This window comes from Nitrospira sp. (assembly GCA_024760545.1).
Taxonomy (GTDB): Bacteria; Nitrospirota; Nitrospiria; order Nitrospirales; family Nitrospiraceae; genus Nitrospira_D.
Genome location: CP060501.1, coordinates 1,813,819 through 1,830,711 on the forward strand (window position 1 = coordinate 1,813,819; position 16,893 = coordinate 1,830,711).

Annotated in this window: 15 protein-coding genes; 14 read left to right on the plus strand and 1 reads right to left on the minus strand. The window is 56.9% G+C overall.

The features are described from left to right. Nucleotides 1–10 precede the first annotated feature (10 nt). From nuoG to H8K03_08710, 10 genes are all read left to right on the plus strand, one after another. The gene (nuoG, locus tag H8K03_08665; GenBank protein ID UVT21949.1) at nt 11–2,677 is read left to right on the plus strand and encodes an NADH-quinone oxidoreductase subunit NuoG; all 2,667 of its coding nucleotides are present in this window, start codon (nt 11–13) and stop codon (nt 2,675–2,677) included. Nucleotides 2,678–2,722: 45 nt separating this feature from the next. After that, nucleotides 2,723–3,799, plus strand: coding sequence for an NADH-quinone oxidoreductase subunit NuoH (gene nuoH / locus H8K03_08670; protein UVT21950.1), 1,077 nt, complete (start codon nt 2,723–2,725; stop codon nt 3,797–3,799). 15 nt (nt 3,800–3,814) lie between these two features. After that, nucleotides 3,815–4,381 carry an NADH-quinone oxidoreductase subunit NuoI gene (gene nuoI, locus H8K03_08675; GenBank protein ID UVT21951.1) on the plus strand — a complete coding sequence of 189 codons (567 nt, stop codon included), beginning with the start codon at nt 3,815–3,817 and terminating at the stop codon, nt 4,379–4,381. A gap of 88 nt (nt 4,382–4,469) precedes the next feature. Next, entirely contained in the window at nt 4,470–4,994 is a 525-nt protein-coding gene (locus H8K03_08680; GenBank protein UVT21952.1) for an NADH-quinone oxidoreductase subunit J, read from the plus strand. Between the two features lie 26 nt (nt 4,995–5,020). Further along, nucleotides 5,021–5,326, plus strand: a complete 306-nt coding sequence (gene nuoK, locus H8K03_08685; GenBank protein ID UVT21953.1) for an NADH-quinone oxidoreductase subunit NuoK — start codon at nt 5,021–5,023, stop codon at nt 5,324–5,326. 112 nt (nt 5,327–5,438) lie between these two features. Continuing rightward, nucleotides 5,439–7,334 (plus strand): NADH-quinone oxidoreductase subunit L, encoded by a 1,896-nt coding sequence (gene nuoL, locus H8K03_08690; GenBank protein UVT21954.1) that lies wholly within the window; start codon nt 5,439–5,441, stop codon nt 7,332–7,334. A gap of 90 nt (nt 7,335–7,424) precedes the next feature. Continuing rightward, the gene (locus H8K03_08695) at nt 7,425–9,035 is read left to right on the plus strand and encodes an NADH-quinone oxidoreductase subunit M (protein ID UVT21955.1); all 1,611 of its coding nucleotides are present in this window, start codon (nt 7,425–7,427) and stop codon (nt 9,033–9,035) included. Next, on the plus strand, nt 9,032–10,501 hold the full coding sequence (locus H8K03_08700; GenBank protein UVT21956.1) for an NADH-quinone oxidoreductase subunit N: 1,470 nt from the start codon (nt 9,032–9,034) through the stop codon (nt 10,499–10,501). Before H8K03_08695 ends, H8K03_08700 begins: the two co-directional genes overlap by 4 nt. A gap of 36 nt (nt 10,502–10,537) precedes the next feature. Beyond that, nucleotides 10,538–11,386: a YihY/virulence factor BrkB family protein gene (locus H8K03_08705; protein UVT21957.1), complete on the plus strand. Its 849-nt coding sequence runs from the start codon at nt 10,538–10,540 to the stop codon at nt 11,384–11,386. 156 nt (nt 11,387–11,542) lie between these two features. Continuing rightward, nucleotides 11,543–12,898 (plus strand): hypothetical protein, encoded by a 1,356-nt coding sequence (locus H8K03_08710; GenBank protein ID UVT21958.1) that lies wholly within the window; start codon nt 11,543–11,545, stop codon nt 12,896–12,898. Nucleotides 12,899–12,933: 35 nt separating this feature from the next. Here H8K03_08710 and H8K03_08715 read toward each other — a convergent pair whose 3' ends face one another. Then, entirely contained in the window at nt 12,934–14,097 is a 1,164-nt protein-coding gene (locus tag H8K03_08715; protein ID UVT21959.1) for a site-2 protease family protein, read from the minus strand. A gap of 70 nt (nt 14,098–14,167) precedes the next feature. On the opposite strand from H8K03_08715, the gene H8K03_08720 reads away from it, so the two are divergent. The 4 genes from H8K03_08720 to H8K03_08735 all read left to right on the plus strand — a co-directional run bounded on the left by H8K03_08720 (nt 14,168) and on the right by H8K03_08735 (nt 16,850). Beyond that, nucleotides 14,168–14,884 (plus strand): polysaccharide deacetylase family protein, encoded by a 717-nt coding sequence (locus tag H8K03_08720; GenBank protein ID UVT21960.1) that lies wholly within the window; start codon nt 14,168–14,170, stop codon nt 14,882–14,884. A gap of 20 nt (nt 14,885–14,904) precedes the next feature. Beyond that, nucleotides 14,905–15,366: a GNAT family N-acetyltransferase gene (locus H8K03_08725; protein ID UVT21961.1), complete on the plus strand. Its 462-nt coding sequence runs from the start codon at nt 14,905–14,907 to the stop codon at nt 15,364–15,366. A gap of 81 nt (nt 15,367–15,447) precedes the next feature. After that, nucleotides 15,448–15,846, plus strand: coding sequence for a VOC family protein (locus tag H8K03_08730; GenBank protein ID UVT21962.1), 399 nt, complete (start codon nt 15,448–15,450; stop codon nt 15,844–15,846). 134 nt (nt 15,847–15,980) lie between these two features. Next, the gene (locus tag H8K03_08735) at nt 15,981–16,850 is read left to right on the plus strand and encodes a diaminopimelate epimerase (protein ID UVT21963.1); all 870 of its coding nucleotides are present in this window, start codon (nt 15,981–15,983) and stop codon (nt 16,848–16,850) included. Nucleotides 16,851–16,893: the final 43 nt, after the last annotated feature.

Below are 16,893 nucleotides of genomic sequence, written 5' to 3' on the forward strand. Positions count from 1 at the left end.
GTATACAACCATGCCTGAGACCACGACACAGATGGTTCGAATGACGATCGATGGGATGACGGTCAACGTCCCGAAAGGGACCTTAGTAATCGAAGCGGCCCGCCGTGTCGGCGTCATGATTCCGCATTTCTGCTATCACCCGAAGCTCAAACCGGACGCCAATTGCCGCATGTGCCTGGTCGAAATCGAAAAGATGCCCAAACTTCAAACGGCCTGTAGCACGCCGGTCGACGAAGGGATGAGCGTGCGCACCGCCACGACCGTCGTCAACGATGCCCATCGATCGGTGCTCGAGTTCATCCTTGCCAACCATCCGCTCGATTGTCCGGTCTGCGATCAAGGAGGAAAGTGCGACCTTCAGGACTTTTCCCACCAGTACACAGCGACCAGCCGGTTCGTCGAAACCAAACGCATCTTCCAAAAGGAGTATTTCAGTCCGCTCATCGAGACCCAGATGAATCGCTGCGTGCAGTGTCTCCGCTGCGTTCGATACTGCGATGAAGTGATGGACGTCAAAGCGCTGGCGCCGGTCGGTCGCGGCACCATGACCGAAATCAAGTCCTTCGGCCCGCACCCGTTGGATTGCGAGTTCTGCGGCGGCTGCGTGCAGATCTGCCCGGTGGGAGCGATTACCAGCCGGCTGTCCATGTATGAATATCGGCCCTGGATGCTGAAACGAGCCGAGAGCATTTGCGGATACTGTGGAGACGGCTGTCAGATTACCGTCCAGACAAAGGGGCAGGAATTAGTAGAAGTGAATTCGGCGCATGGGGCGGGACGAAACAATGGGGACTTGTGCGCTCGGGGATTTTTCGGGTTCCATGCCGCCAGCAATCCGGATCGCCTGACTCACCCACTCATTCGGCGCGATGGCATACTCGTACAAGCTACATGGGAAGAAGCCCTGGAATACGTCGCGGGTCGTGTCAGCGAGATTAAAGCGGCTCATGGAGGACAGAGTTTCGGAGGGTTAATCTCGGGCCGATGCACCAACGAAGAGTTGTATCTTTTTCAGAAATTTCTCCGCGTGGCGGTCGGCACCAACAACATCGACAGCAGCGCCCGCTACGGCCACATCAACGGTCTCCAAGCTATGCGACTCGTACAGGGTACCTATCGATGGACCGTCACCTTCGACGACATCCTGGAAGCCGATGTCCTCCTACTCGTCGGCACGAACATCACTGAAACCAATCCCATCACGGGCCTCAAGGTCAAAGAGGCGGTCAAGAAACGCCATGCGACGTTGATCACCATTGAATCGCTGGAACCGGTCATCGACACGATCAGTAATATCGCCAATCTTTCGCACCATCATTTCCGTATTCCGCCCAGCGACATGCCACATGCGATTCTTGGCCTTCTGAAGGCCGTGGCGGAGCAGGACCTGATACAGCCTGACGTCGCGCAACGTTACCCTACCTTTGTCGATGCCGTCACGAAAGCCGTGCGCGCATTCTCCTGGCAGGATCTTCACGCAGCGACCGGTGTGGAGTCTGACTCATTCGTCAAGGCCGCCAAGGCACTCGCAGCCGGACGGCGAGTAATCGTACTGACCGGACAACTCCTGTTGCGCAGCGAGCGTGGATACGGCGCATCCTTGACCCTTCTTGATCTGCTTCTTCTTACAGGAAAACTGGATCAGCCTGGATGCGGTTTTGCGCCGCTCGCAGAAGAAAATAATGACCAGGGTGCCGTCGAAATGGGGGCTGTGGCCGAGTTCCTCCCCGGTGCCTGCTCCGTGACCAGCAGCGCGGACCGCGATCGGATCATGAGGCAATGGAACGGGGACCTTCCGCTCACCGTTGGAGCGTCTCTCGTCGAAATGTTGGATCGCGCCAAGGCCGGATCCCTCAAAGCCATGTTCATCGTCGGGGAAAATCCCGTGGGAAGCCTTCCGGCGCCGGTGCGTGCGGAGGAATCCTTGCGCAAGTTGGATTTGCTGGTCTGTCAGGAGCTGTTTTTGACGGAAACGGCCTCCGTAGCCCACGTCGTGTTGCCGGCCGCTTCTTCCATGGAAAAGAGCGGGACCTTTACAAACACCGAAGGGCATGTTCAAGCCGTTCGTCCGTCCATTGAGCCCATTGGAGAAAGCCGCCCTGACTGGGAAGTCTTCTCTGCCCTTTCCATTCTGTTGGATTCACCGATGGAATACGCCGAGAGCAAAGACATCCTCAAAGAAATTCGGAGCCTCATTCCCGGCTATGGCTCGCTGGGACCGGCACCGTTGCCCCCAAAAGTCGATCAGAGAGCCATGGAACGTTATCTCACTGAAAGCTATCAGCCTGATCTCGCAACGCGGTATCGATTCGTGGCGCCGAAATCCAGGCCGGACGGAACCGTCCGGTTAGAGTTAGTGCAGAGCTTGTTTCACTCCGGGAAGCTGTCCACACGCGCGAAAGGGTTGTTACAAGTGGAGGGCAGCGGCCGGCTCCGTATCAATCCGCATGACGCGGCGCGCTTTGCGCTGGTCGATGGCGATCGAGTCCGCCTATCCAGCACATCCGGAGAAATGACGACCGAGGTAAAAGTTGTGGAGCGGGTTCCACAAGGAACGGCATGGTTTCCAGATCACTTCGGCCAAGCCGCCGTCGGGTTGTTTGAATGCGCCATCGATCCGATCACCCATGTTCCCTCGTTCCAGACAGCGACGGTGTCCATGATGAAGGTCGCATGATGAACCTTGTGCTGATGATGACCATGCTAATCCAGGAGTCTTGCTGTGAGTGAATTCGGGTTACGCCTTGCCATCTCCCTTACTCAGATCGCCGCGGTCATGGGCATCGTGATCGTGACGGTTCTCATCCTGACCCTTGCGGAGCGCAAAGTCTTGGGATGGATGCAGGACCGCATGGGCCCGATGGAAGTCGGCCCCTACGGCATTCTCCAACCGTTTGCCGATGCCATCAAGCTGTTTTTCAAGGAGGACATCGTCCCCGCCGGCGCGAACAAGCTCCTCTTCACGATGGCACCGATTCTGTGTTTGATTCCCGCATTCATCGGGTTTGCCGTGATTCCGTGGGGACCGAACTGGAAGTTCGAGGTCAACGGCATCTCCGTGACGCCGTTCGTGATCAGCGATATCAACATCGGAATTCTCTACATCTTGGCCTTCGCCTCGCTCGGCGCCTATGGCATCATCCTGGGCGGGTGGGCATCCAACAGCAAATACTCGTTGCTTGGAGGCCTGCGGTCAGCCGCACAGATCATCAGCTATGAACTCAACGTCGGACTATCCATTGTCGGGGTGCTGCTTCTGGCCGGCTCGCTCAGCCTTGTGAAAATCACCGATGCCCAAGCCGGAGGGTTTTGGAATTGGTACCTGTTCGCGTTGCCGGCCCCACAAATTTTTGCGTTCGTCGTATACGTGATCTCCTCCGTGGCCGAAACCAACCGCGTCCCGTTCGATTTACCGGAAGCGGAAAGCGAACTTGTTGCCGGGTTCTTTACCGAGTACAGCGGCCTCCGATTCGCATTCTTCTTCCTCGCCGAGTACGCAAATATGGTCCTGGTGTCCTGTGTGGCTGCTGCGCTGTTTCTCGGCGGTTGGAATGCTCCGTACCCAGGAACTATTATGGCGCTCCTCGGCGCCCCATCCTTGGCATGGGCGGAGAACACGATGTGGTTTGCGGTCAAGACGTACTCGTTCTTGTTCCTCTTTTTCTGGCTCAGAGCCACGTTGCCACGGCTGCGATACGATCAACTGATGAGATTCGGCTGGAAGGTGATGCTACCCATCGCATTGGGCAATATCGTTGTGACGTCCCTGGCCGTGTTTTTCTACAACCAGATGAAGTAGGGCACGAGACCCGATATGGCCACTACCCCAACCAGCAAGCGCTTGAGCCTGTCCGAGTGGTTCAAGACCGTCACGTTCTACGAGATTCTCGTCGGCATGAAGGCGACACTGTCCCATCTCCTCAATTACCGTCCCGTAACGTTGCAATATCCCCATGAAAAACGCACATTGCCTGACAACTATCGCGGCATGCTCGCGCTGCTCCGATACGACGACGGGACGGAGAAATGCGTGGGCTGTGATCTGTGTGAAGCGGCGTGCCCGTCGCGTGTCATCCGGGTCGTCAGCGCCGAGGTGCCGGACGAACCGACCAAGCGCTATTCGAAAGAATATTACATGGATATGACCCGTTGCTTATTCTGCGGGATGTGTGTGGATGCCTGTCCCGTCGACGCGCTGGGCATGACGAGGGAATTTGAATGGGCGGTGTACGACAAGCGACAACTCCATCTGAATAAACAACAGTTGCTCGCGATCGGTGACCGCTCGTTTCCGGTCCGCGAGAAACGCTTGGAACTTCAGCATCCAAACGTCGCGTTTTTCAACGTGGCATTCAAGCACGTGCCACCGAAACCGAACTGACCCCGAAGGATCACTCATCGAGAGTCCGATGACTGCAACACCGTTGTCTTAATCTGATCCGGTCGACCTCTAGCTCAGGAACCGTCTCATGGCGCACCTGTTTTTTGGGTACTTTGCGGGAATGATTGCCATAACCTCCATTCTAGTGGTGGTATTGAGAAACCCCGTCTATAGCGCGCTTTCCTTGCTCGTCATGTTTTTCCATGTCGCCGGACTCTTCATCACGCTCCATGCCGAATTCCTGGCGGCTGTGCAGATCATCGTGTATGCCGGGGCCATTCTGGTACTGTATTTGTTCGTCGTGATGTTGCTCAACGTAAAGCAAGACGACCGGTACCACAGCCAATGGCGGATCGCCGCGTGTGTCTGCATTCCGTTGTTGATTGAGACCATCGTGCTGCTCTCCGGCGGGACCGGAGCGACCGACGCCGGCCGTCGCGCGCTCCAGTCGGAACCGCATGCCGCCATCGCTGTCGAAAACACGTTGGCCATCGGTGAAACCCTATACTCGACCTATTTGTTCCCCTTCGAGGTGGCCTCCTTGGTGCTCCTTGTGGCGATGATCGGCGCCATCGTCCTTGCGAAACGGGACATCGGCGGCAATGAAACATAATCCATGGCCCGGATGACGGTTGACGAATGACAGTTCCGATTTCCTACTATCTCATCCTCAGCGCCATTGTTTTTCTGACGGGCGTCGTGGGTGTGCTCATCCGACGCAATATCATCGCCATTCTTCTGTCCGTCGAGCTGATGCTGAACGCGACCAACATCAACTTCGTCGCATTCTCCGACCAGCTGCAAGATCTCGGCGGTCAAGTATTCGTCTTTTTCGCTCTGACGGTAGCCGCGGCGGAGGTCGCGGTCGGGCTCGCAATCATCATCGCCCTTCACCGATCCAGATCCACGATCAACGTCGAAGAGTTCAACCTGCTCAAATGGTAAGGGAATCGTCTCTCGTGAAGCGTGAAGCGTCACTCGCAGAGAATTACAGAGCTTTGCAAGCGTTCGTTCTCATCGCGCTGCACGAACAACGAACGGCGAGGAACGAACTCTGATGTTATACGCCCTCATTCCTCTCCTTCCCCTGGCCGCCTTTCTCGTCTTAGGCTTAGCGGGTTCGTACATCAAGGACCGGGCCCACTTGGTCGCGGTTCCGGCGGTATTGCTGTCGCTCGCGCTGTCGCTGTCGGCATTCTTTGAAGTGGTTTCCGGTGCCGTCATTTCTGTTCCCCTCTATACATGGCTCACCTCCGGCCACCTCGACATTCATATCGGCCTCTATATCGACCGGCTGACTGCCGTCATGCTCCTGCTGGTCACCGGCGTCAGTTCACTCGTGCACGTCTATACCATCGGCTACATGCATGGTGAATCGGGCTATGCCCGCTTCTTCGGCTATATCGCCCTGTTCACCTTCTCCATGCTGATGCTGGTATTGGCCGACAATCTGCTGCAGCTGTTCGTATTCTGGGAGGCCGTCGGACTGTGCTCTTACCTGTTGATCGGCCATTGGTACGAGCGTGCTTCCGCCTGCGCGGCGGCTACCAAGGCTTTTATCGTCAACCGTGTAGGTGATTTCGGGTTCATCCTGGGCCTTCTACTCGTCTGGTACAGCTTTGGCTCGCTCAACTATCACGAGATCTTTCCCGCCGCGCACGAAGCGGGAGAGCTGACCATGAATATCCTCGGCCCGTTCGGCGGAACGTGGGACGTATCCGTGTTCACCCTTATCGGACTCTTACTGTTTACCGGTGCGGTGGGAAAATCAGCGCAAGTCCCGCTCCACGTCTGGCTACCAGATGCCATGGAGGGTCCCACTCCGATCTCGGCTCTCATTCACGCCGCCACGATGGTCACCGCCGGAGTCTTTATGGTCGCACGGCTCGCGCCGATCTACGATCTGTCTCCGACCGCCATGAGCATCATCGCGATCACCGGTGCCGCGACGATGGTCCTCGGAGCGACGATCGCATTGACTCAGACCGACATCAAACGTGTGGTGGCCTACTCAACCGTCAGCCAGCTCGGCTACATGATGATGGCATGCGGCCTCGGTGCGTACGCCTCCGGCATGTATCACCTCTTAACGCATGGCGCCTTCAAGGCGTTGCTCTTTTTGGGCTGCGGCTCCGTGATCATTGCTCTCCACCATGAACAAGATATGAGGCATATGGGCGGCCTCAAGGATAAATTGCCGATCACGTACTGGACGTTTGTGATCGGCTCGTTGGCCCTGGCCGGCTTTCCCCTGACGTCAGGCTTCTTTAGCAAAGACGATATTCTCGTGTCCGCCTGGTCGGCCGGAAGCCTTGGTCAGGTGCTGACACTCTTTGGTTTGCTGACGGCTCTCCTGACCGCCTTTTACAGCTTCAGGTTGGTATTCGTGACCTTTTGGGGAACCTCCCATGTCGATCCGCACCATGCGGCGCATATTCACGAACCCTCGCGGACGATGACGACGCCGCTCCTCATTCTGGCGGTGTTCAGTATTCTCACAGGCTACTTCGGCATCCCATCATTTCTCGACCCAGTGTTTTCCACCGGGCATGAAGCCGCCGCTTACCATGGTTCGGCCGGAATCGTCATCATGGCTGCCGCGACTGCGATGGGCTTATTGGGCATCGCCGCAGCCTACTATGTCTATGTGCTGAACCCCGATTTCCCTGGGCGCTTTGCCGAACGATGGAAGAGCCTGTACCAAGCCTCTTTGAACAAGTGGTACGTCGATGAAGCGTACGATCGCTTGTTCGTGCGGCCCACATTTACGGCTGCCTCGGAACTTTGGAAGCGGGTCGATATTGATGTCATCGATGGAGCCGTCAATGGCCTCGCACGGACGATTACGTGGGGCGGGTGGCTGCTGAGGCTGGTTCAGAGCGGCCAAACCCAGCATTATGCGTTGGCCATGGCGATGGGTCTCGTTATTTTAACGGCGTACCTTCTTCTTTGATGGTGATGAGACAATCAACGAGAACGGATTCGGCATGATTGATTGCAAACGTTACTCGCTGGACGTCGCGTGTGTCAGGGTGGGATCTTCATGACCGGCTTTCCTTGGTTGACAATATTGATCTTCCTCCCGTTGGCTGGAGCGATTGCCGTCTTCGCGGTGAAGGACACTGCTGTACGGCTCACCGCCTTGGCCATTACGCTCGCTGATCTCCTGATCTCGCTTCCTCTCTGGTGGCTGTTTGATGCCTCTTCCGGTCACATGCAGTTCGCGGAGTCGGCGGTATGGATCGCGTCTCTGTCGATTAACTACCGGCTCGGACTCGATGGCATCAGCCTTCCGCTGGTCCTCATGACGACGGTCCTGATGCCGCTCTGCGTCTTGATCTCTTGGCATGCCATCGAAATGAGGGTCCGAGGTTTCATGGCCATGCTCCTGATCATGGAAAGCGCCATGATCGGAGTATTCTCAGCTCTGGATTTCGTGCTGTTCTATGTGTTTTGGGAAGCGATGCTGATCCCCATGTACCTTTTGATCGGAATCTGGGGTGGGCCCAATCGTCTCTATGCCGCGATTAAATTTTTTCTCTATACCTTCGCCGGCAGCGTCTTGCTGCTGGTTGCAATCCTGGTCCTGTATTTCCAGGGCGGCCATACATTCGACATTCTTCAGTTGACCCAAGGCACCTATGGGCTGGCCCTTCAGATCTGGCTCTTTTTCGCCTTCTTTGCGGCATTTGCCGTGAAGGTTCCCATGTTTCCATTTCACACCTGGCTGCCCGACGCGCACGTGGAAGCTCCGACGGCCGGAAGCGTGCTGCTCGCCAGTGTGCTGCTCAAGATGGGAACCTACGGGTTTGTACGTTTCAGCCTTCCCATGTTGCCGGATGCGTCACGGCTGTTCACTCCGCTGATGGTCGTGCTCTCGATCGTGGCGATCATCTACGGGGCCTATATGGCCCTGGCACAAACCGATCTCAAAAAGCTCATTGCCTATTCGAGCGTCAGCCATATGGGCTTCGTGACCCTTGGCCTCTTTGTGTTCAACCTTCAGGGGATCGAGGGCGCCGTCATGCAGATGGTGAACCACGGCATCACCACCGGGGGACTTTTTCTCTGCGTAGGCATGATTTACGAGCGCACGCACAGCCGACAGATCGCGGACAATATCGGCCTCACGAAGCCGATGCCTCGGTATGCCACATTCCTGGTCATTTTCGCGTTGTCTTCGTTGGGACTCCCCGGAACCAACAGTTTCGTCGGGGAGTTTTTGGTGCTCGTGGGGACGTTCCTCTGGAGCAAGATCGCGACGGCGTTCGCCTCATTAGGCATCATCCTGGCCGCTGCTTATTTACTCTGGATGGTTCAACGTGTCGCCTTCGGAGTCCCCTCGCCTCATATGCTCCCGAAACTTCGCGACGTCAACCTGCGTGAGATGGTCACACTCGTGCCGCTTGTGGTCTTGATCTTCTTGATCGGGCTGTTCCCGAACCCCATACTGACCCGCATGCACACGAGTGTTGAGAAAGTCATCGCGCGCATTGCCCCCCCTCCTCAAGAGCGGGCTTCTGCCGCGGGGCGCCTTGAACCGGCTTCTCTTTCTCCCGAAGGGATCGGCTCAACGGCCGACACAACGCTTGTTCAGCGCACGAATGATGCTGCATCTTTCACAAACCTCGCGGCGGAGGGACGACAGCCATGACCTCCTTTTCCGCCGGCGATCTGCTCTTCATCCTGCCTGAATTGTTGGTTATCACCGCGGCGTGCGTCGTGCTGGTGCTCGACCCGGTCCTGCGCGCCTCCGACAAGGATGGCCTGGTCTGGCTGAGTTTGGGAACGCTCGCCATTTGCATGGGGTTGACGGCTTCCCAAATGAGCGTTTCGGCAACGATCTTCAGCGGACTCGTCGTGATCGACGCCTACGGAGCATTTTGGAAACTGCTCCTCTACTTCGTCACCGGCCTGACGATTCTTCTTTCTTATTCGTACCTAAAGGAAGAACGGCTGTACTTCGGCGAATACTATGGCTTTATCCTGCTCGCCCTTACCGGGATGATGGTCATGGTGTCAGCAGCCGACTTATTGACGATGTACCTCGGCACCGAGCTCATGTCGCTCTCGTTGTACGTGATGGCGGGGCTCAAGCGATCCGAGCCTCGGTCCCTCGAGGCTGCGGCGAAATACTTCGTGTTGGGTGCGTTTTCCTCCGGCATTCTCCTCTACGGCATTTCGCTCCTCTACGGGGCGACCGGCAGCACGAGACTTCCAGAGATCGCTGCGGCCATCGCAGGCCGCGGCTTCGATGATCCGTTGCTGCTGTTCTCCACGATCTTGTTGGCGGTGGGATTCAGCTTTAAGTTGGCCGTCGTACCATTCCACATGTGGACACCCGACGTCTATCAGGGCGCTCCAACTTCCGTGACCGCTTTTATGGCGGTGGCTTCGAAGGCTGCAAGCTTCGGCGCGTTCCTCCGCGTGTTCGTGGAAGGCTTAGGGGGGCTCAAAGCCGACTGGTCCGCGATCTTCCTCTTGCTCTGTGTCGCCACGTTGGTGTTGGGCAACATCGTGGCGCTGGTACAAACGAACATCAAGCGGATGTTAGCCTATTCCAGCATTGCCCATGCAGGCTATGCGTTGATCGGCGTGGTGGCCGCGGGACGCGCAGGGAGCTCTTCCGGCATCGCGAGCGTCCTGTTATACCTTGCTCTGTACACGTTCATGACGTTCGGCGCATTCGCCATCGTGGCGATGCTCCGTAAAGGCGGCGTCGAAGGAGAAGAGATCGAAGACTTCACCGGCCTGGCGAGACGCCACCCATTGGCTTCGCTGCTGATGTTGATCTTCATGGTTTCATTGGCGGGGCTTCCTCCGACTGCCGGATTTGTCGGAAAATTGTATGTCTTCATGTCGGCGGTGGAAGCCGGCATGACATGGCTGGCCGCCGTTGCACTGATCTTTGCCGTCATTTCTGCCTATTACTACCTTCGGGTGGTGATGGTCATGTACATGCGCGAGCCGAGCGACAGTGCAGGCACCGTCCCTCAGTTGGTCATGTCACCGACCCTCTCCATCGTGCTGGTTTGCACGGTGGCTGGAGTAGTCATCTTCGGAATCTACCCCAACCCGCTCGTGAACCTCGCCATGCAGGCGGTGTTGACGCTAAAGTAAGACCACCGTGTTTTACCGATACGCATGCGGAGCGCTATGAATGTTCTCCGCTTTCTGTTTGAGAGTTTGAAAGCATTCTTGCGCCAAGGCTGCCCCAGCCTGGCGGCGGCCCTGGCCTTTTTCTCATTGCTCTCGCTGTTTCCGCTCGTGTTTCTTCTCCTCTATGGAATCAGTTTCCTTGTGAGTCAGAATGTCATCGGTGAACAGTTCATGCTCAGCTTTCTCAAAGGATTTCTGCCGTCGCTGGGCGAGCGGCTGGCTGTAGAGCTCCATCGCATCAGCGCATTGGAGAGCGTGCGGTGGCTTGTGTTCCTATCGTTCTTCTGGTTTGGAGGGCTTGTGTTTTACGAGCTCGACTACGCGCTCAACGTGGTGTTTGAGAGTACGCAAAAGCGGCATCCGCTGATTTCCACGGCGATTTCCATCGCCCTCCTGGGATCTACCGGACTTCTGCTGGTCATTTCCTATGTGGCCACACAAACCATCACCTTTTTGACCGCCTACGCGCCTCGGATCTGGCGTCTCGATCTTGTCGCACTCGCTGCACATGACTTTCACCTGTCTTATACGTTGCCCTTTGCCCTCGCATTCCTGACGGTCAGCCTGTTGTACCGTCTTGTGCCTCGTCGCCGCCCTCGGTGGCGTCACGCCATGGCCGGCGCGCTGATTTTCGGCCTGCTCTGGGTCTCGGCAAAATTGGTGTTCGTCAGCTATAGCGACTACGCCACGGTCTACGCGCGACTCTACGGATCGTTGCTGGAAGTCGTGCTCTTACTCCTCTGGGTGTACTATTCGGCCGGCCTTTTACTGTTCGGTGGAATCATCGCCCACAAATTGCAACAACTTGCCCGCATCTCGCCTGCGATACCGGTCGAGCACACCTAGACCAGTCATCCCCGACACGCTCCCTCCAGGTCGCTGACATGCATTTTTTATCTGTAGCCAAGGTTCCTCGCCAGTCCTTGCAACTTCCGGCCTTTTTCTGGCGAGGCGCTCGCTTCCTCGATAAAATGGCTTCCGGCAAGGCTTGGAGCCAATTGCATGGTCGAAGAATACGGCAAAGAACTCATGATGCTCGGGGGGACGATCGCGGGATTTCTCGCCGCGCTCCTGACCGTTATGGAAAAGCTGCTGGACATTCAGCAGCGCGTCCATTCCAAGAAAGAACGGAAATCGTCGACTCAAACAGAGCGCCCGGCTGCGGACCCCGCGCCGAGTGTCAACTTCTTCTCCTCGAAGCCGTTGCGCGGGTCGTCTTACCTGCTGTTGTATGAAATCGGCGTCATTGTTGCGGCAGGGGTGCTACTCAACTATGTCGGCCTGACGCTCAGCCGGCATCTAGAGAGCATCCTGTTTCTCGACATGACAGGTACCGCACTCGTGGCAATCTTACTCGGTCCATGGTGGGGGGCTATCGCCGCATTGCTCTCAAACTCGGTCGTGAATTGGCTGCTCTACCCCGAAGCGGGAGCAGATGTCATCATCTTCCCCTGGTCCTTGGTCAACATGACAGGAGCCTTGTTTTGGGGAATGTTGGCGCGGCAACCGAGCTTTTTACAGTATGTACGTACCGGCAAGAGTTCCGGGGTGGCTCATACGTGGTTTTTGCTCAGTTTCGGTGTGGCGGGTGCTGTCGTCATGAGTGTACCCGGCACCTTCGTGCAATCGGCGCTTCATGAACATGCCATCTTTGCGTTGAATCCTGAAGTCGCCGAATCGCTCAGCATCCGGGTCTCGCACTGGGAGGCTGTCGTCCAGTCATACCTCGAGTCGGCATTCGGAGTGAGTTGGAGTGAAAGCATCAGCTGGTACGTGGTCAACTGGTTTCAAAACTGCGTGCGGTACATACCCGATAAAACAATGAGTGCGGCCATTGCGCTGGTCATTCTGAAATATGGATATCCGTTGTTCGAACGAGAACTGATCCACGGTGGTCCGGAGGGAGAACGCCCCGAAGATGAGCGAATCCTTCCACTCGTGCTCGGACTGATCTATGCCCCCTCTTATGCATCCCTCATCAGCCAAGAAGACTACACCGGCCATCTCTTCTGGCCTCTATGGTCCATACCCTGGTTGTTCATTCTGTATGGCTACTTTAGAATCCGGTATTGGGGATCGCCGGACGAGTCGCTCCGCTCCGCTCGTATACTACGAGCCGAGCGGTATGCGCGAGCGCTCAAACAGGTCGGGAAAGAACCATCCTACGAATTCTGTCGTCGGCTGACTTTCGCAACACTGATTGCGAGTCTGATTTTCGCGCTCTGCTTGCCGATTCTCTTGATGGATTTTTATCGCGTCACGTTCAAGTTCTTTTGCGTCGTCTACGGGTTTCTGCTCGTCGTCCACCTTATTCGTGTCGCCATCGCGCAGAATATCTCCGTGGCGCGGGCCGACTGATCGAGCCCTTCTCGAATCGCCGATTGAACGTGATCTCACCTGCGGCCGGAGGACCCTCTCAGTTGCAGAAAATGCACGATGGCCGAATGGGTCACGAGCCCGACGATCTCTCCATCGTGCATGACGATCAGCCGATCCCACCCCTCGCGAGCCATCCGTTCCAGAGCCTGAATCACGGACGCATCCGGTTCGATCACGAAGGATTGCGTCAGAGGGCTCATCACCTGGTCGACTCGACGCCAGGTCCAGAGTGCGGGCTGAACGGTCTGAATTTCCGACACACTGATCAGCCCTACAAGCCGCCCGTCCTCCAACACCGGAAAGCCTCCATAGCCGTAGGGCTGGAAATACAGGTTCACCGCCTCCTCAAGCGTACAATGTGAAGGAATTGCGGTGACCGCTGTCACCATTAGGTCACGGATCGGGATTGAGGCCAATGACTCCCGCGTTGCGGCTTGGCGGCGGCTCGCCAATGCGGCGGCGAAGAGAAACATGCCGATGAGGAGGACCCATCCTCCGTTCGATAGCATCGAAGAAGGCAATTCTCCGCTCACTGCCCCGTAAAGGACCCCTAGGCCCAACAATCCAAGCATGATTCCAAACGCGAGCCCGATCACCGCCGCCTGTTTCGTGGCCCGATAGAAATCTTTTCCCCACGCCCAAAGGCCTGCCCGCAACACGCGTCCGCCATCTAGCGGAAACCCGGGAATGAGGTTGAAGAGCCCGAGTTGCATATTGACCATACCCAGCAAGGCGCCGAGCATGATCAACCCCTGTAAGCCGTGCTGCCGTTGGATAGCCTCCGCCAGCACGACAAGCACAAAACAGGTGCCACCGATCACAAAACTTACGGCGGGTCCGGCTAGCGCGATTAAGAACTCAGCCCGCGGCGTAGGGGCTTCTTTCCGCATGTGAGCCACGCCCCCGAAAATGAACAGCGTGATTTGCTCGATCGGAATGCGATAGTACAACGCCACGTAGGAATGGCCCAGCTCGTGTAACAGCACGGAGAGAAACAAGAGAACCGCGGCCACGGCACCCATCGCCCAGTAGCGCTCTGGAGGGAGACCGGGCAGACTTTCCGGCAGATATCCAGTCGACAGAGACCAGGTCACCAGGAGAAAGACCAGGAACCATGATGCATGGACGCGGATGGGAATTCCCAATGCGCGCCCGATCTCCCAGGACGGCAGATGCATAGACACCACCGTAACAGCTGAATGCGCATAGGGTCAAATTCTTCCGCATCAGTTCAGGTATACTACCTTCATGCAGCGACCATTTGGCCGATTCGTGTGGCTTGTCGTCCTGTCGGCAGGGATCTTGGGGCTTGTGCCTCCGGCAGAAAGTGTTGCCCAAGTCATCAAGTCCGGTCCGCCTCGCTGCCCGGGGGTGGCACTGACGTTCGATCTCTGCCCAGTGCGAAAAGGGCCGGGCTACGATCAGCCTTTGATCGACTTTCTGGTCACGCACCGTATCCCCGCGACCTTCTTCATGTCGGGCAAGTGGATGGCCAGACATGAGGCGGAAGTGGATCATTTGCTGGGCATGGACTTTTTCGAAGTCGGGACGCACGGGGAAGTACACGCCCATCTTCCCATGCACGATGCGGACGAACAGCGGATGGAGATACTCGGCCCAGTCAAAGCGCTGCGCGAGCACTATGCGCATGATGCGACGTTGTTCCGGCCACCGTATGGAGAGTACAACGATGTGACCGTTGCCGTGGTGAACATGCTCGGCCTGCGATTCATCCAATGGAACATCGAATCAGGCGATCCGGACCCCACGCTCACAGCGGAGCAGATTCTCAACAGAGTCGCCACACGTGCCAAGCCCGGCAGTATCGTCGTCTTTCATGCGAACGGGAAGGGCAAGCAAACCCGTCAGGTCATCGAGCAGCTGACAACGGACATTCTTCCCAGGAAGGGGCTCCACCCGATGACCGTCAGCGAGTTGTTGAATTGTACGTCTTCGACTCCATGACAACACAGACGATCAGAGCGATGAATTCGGGCGATCGGGAAGCGGTGGTCCGACTGCTGGAAGAATCCGATCCCTGGAAGACACTCGGCTACACAAAGGACGATTGGAACCGCATCTTTTGTCCCATCCCTCAAGGTCGTGATTGTTATGTGGTCGACCTCGAAGGGCGCGTGGCGGGCATCGCCATCGTGAAGCAGAAATTTTTGCTGGGCGACTATCTCGAGCTTTTGGGTGTGGCGGGGTGGGCCCGCCACAGGGGCATCGGCGGCCAGCTCCTAAGCCACATTGAACAGCTCGTCTTCGAACGAACCAAGAATCTCTTTGCCTGTGTATCGGATTTCAACGAACCAGCGAGGGTCTTTTACAAGAAACATGGCTATCAAGAGATCGGTCCCATGCCCAACTTCCTGATTCCGGGCAGCGCCGAAATGCTGCTACGCAAGACGGCAGGACCGGACAGGACCGGCAGAGCAGATAGCTGATAGCATATGGCAGAGGAAGACGCCGCGCGTTCATACCGACTCTTGCTCTCAGCCATAGACGATCTGCTATAACCTCTTCTTATGAAGGTCAAAAAGCTGCTCCATACGAGAATGCGAGTCAGCGATCTGGACGAGACCATTCGATTCTACACCACCGTGCTGGGTCTTGAGGTCGTCGAGCGGAAGACCTCTCCCCGCGGATCACATCTGGCGTTCTTAAAAGTGCCCAACAGCGAGGAGCTGATCGAACTGACCAGCTTTCCCCCGAGCGGGCCCGTGAAGGTCCAGGAAGATCTTGTCCATCTGGCCTTCCAAGTTGAAAGCCTCGACGACACGATCGCATCCCTCAATGCGCAGGGGATCAAGATTACCGATGGTCCGACCAGAACGTCCTCGGGGAGTCGATTTATCTTTCTCGATGCGCCCGACGGCTACGAGATCGAGCTGATCGAACGGCCGACCGGCGTCAAGATCGTCTGATTTCGTGAATCATCGCTCGTGACAATGGCCGGGCTGAGTTGTCATCGGGCCTTCTTCACCCCATTGACGATCCCGGGACACTCACAGTATTGTTCCCCGCTTCACGCACCACCCGATACCGAAGGAGCCTTGGGATGAAGAATGCCTTTTTCCGCGGTCATGGGCTTGGCAATGACTATCTCGTGATGGATCCTCGCGAGCTGACGTTCAAACTTTCTCCCAAAAACATCACATCGGTCTGCGACCGCAACTGGGGGGTGGGCAGCGACGGCATTTTGGCGCTGGTGTCATCAAAGAAGGCCGATTTCGGCCTGCGGATCTTCAACCCGGACGGCAGCGAGGCGGAAAAGTCAGGGAACGGCCTGCGGATCTTTGCCCGCTATCTCCACGCCACCGGCAAGACCAAGAAGAAGCATTTCACCGTGGAGACAAAAGGCGGGGTGGTCACCATTGACCTTCATGTGGACCGGCATAAGGACGCCAGTGCTGTGACCGTCGAGATGGGAATAGCCACGTTCAAGCCCAACACCCTCCCCTGCTCGCTCGATGTACCCGAATTGATTCAGCAGCCGATCGAGGCAGCAGGACATTCGTTGGTCTTTACCGGCGTCAGTGTGGGCAATCCCCATTGCGTGGTCTTTAAACCGGCGGGTGCTTCCTGGTCGCGGGAAGAACTGTTGACGCTCGGCCCGGCCTTGGAGAATCATGCCCTGTTCCCCAAGCGGATCAATGTGCAATTGGCCGTCCCGACCGGGTCCAAAGAAATCTTCATCCTCATTTGGGAGAGAGGCGCCGGAGAGACACAGGCCTCCGGCTCGTCGTCCTGCGCGGCAGCCAGTGCGGCGGTTCGCCTCGGATTGGTCAAGAGTCCCGTCACCGTGAAGATGCCGGGCGGCGTGCTGAATATCGATGTGGCTCCCGATTTTAGCTTGACCATGAAAGGGCCGGTGGCCGAAGTCGCCCGAGGCTCTCTCAGCCCTTCGTTTGTGCGATCACTGAGATAGAGCCGCGATCAGTCTCTGTTCACTGGCCGGGATTGTCGTTGCC

What these genes read in the sequence shown, in the direction of transcription:
- H8K03_08700 (UVT21956.1), top strand. Translation starts at nt 9,032, where the DNA reads ATGACCTCCTTTTCCGCCGGCGATCTGCTCTTCATCCTGCCTGAATTG.
- H8K03_08720 (UVT21960.1), top strand. Translation starts at nt 14,168, where the DNA reads ATGCAGCGACCATTTGGCCGATTCGTGTGGCTTGTCGTCCTGTCGGCA.
- H8K03_08695 (UVT21955.1), top strand. Translation starts at nt 7,425, where the DNA reads ATGACCGGCTTTCCTTGGTTGACAATATTGATCTTCCTCCCGTTGGCT.
- nuoK (UVT21953.1), top strand. Translation starts at nt 5,021, where the DNA reads ATGACAGTTCCGATTTCCTACTATCTCATCCTCAGCGCCATTGTTTTT.
- H8K03_08710 (UVT21958.1), top strand. Translation starts at nt 11,543, where the DNA reads ATGGTCGAAGAATACGGCAAAGAACTCATGATGCTCGGGGGGACGATC.
- H8K03_08705 (UVT21957.1), top strand. Translation starts at nt 10,538, where the DNA reads ATGAATGTTCTCCGCTTTCTGTTTGAGAGTTTGAAAGCATTCTTGCGC.
- H8K03_08680 (UVT21952.1), top strand. Translation starts at nt 4,470, where the DNA reads ATGGCGCACCTGTTTTTTGGGTACTTTGCGGGAATGATTGCCATAACC.
- H8K03_08730 (UVT21962.1), top strand. Translation starts at nt 15,448, where the DNA reads ATGAAGGTCAAAAAGCTGCTCCATACGAGAATGCGAGTCAGCGATCTG.
- nuoL (UVT21954.1), top strand. Translation starts at nt 5,439, where the DNA reads ATGTTATACGCCCTCATTCCTCTCCTTCCCCTGGCCGCCTTTCTCGTC.
- nuoG (UVT21949.1), top strand. Translation starts at nt 11, where the DNA reads ATGCCTGAGACCACGACACAGATGGTTCGAATGACGATCGATGGGATG.
- H8K03_08725 (UVT21961.1), top strand. Translation starts at nt 14,905, where the DNA reads ATGAATTCGGGCGATCGGGAAGCGGTGGTCCGACTGCTGGAAGAATCC.
- nuoI (UVT21951.1), top strand. Translation starts at nt 3,815, where the DNA reads ATGGCCACTACCCCAACCAGCAAGCGCTTGAGCCTGTCCGAGTGGTTC.
- H8K03_08735 (UVT21963.1), top strand. Translation starts at nt 15,981, where the DNA reads ATGAAGAATGCCTTTTTCCGCGGTCATGGGCTTGGCAATGACTATCTC.
- H8K03_08715 (UVT21959.1), bottom strand. Translation starts at nt 14,097, where the DNA reads ATGCATCTGCCGTCCTGGGAGATCGGGCGCGCATTGGGAATTCCCATC.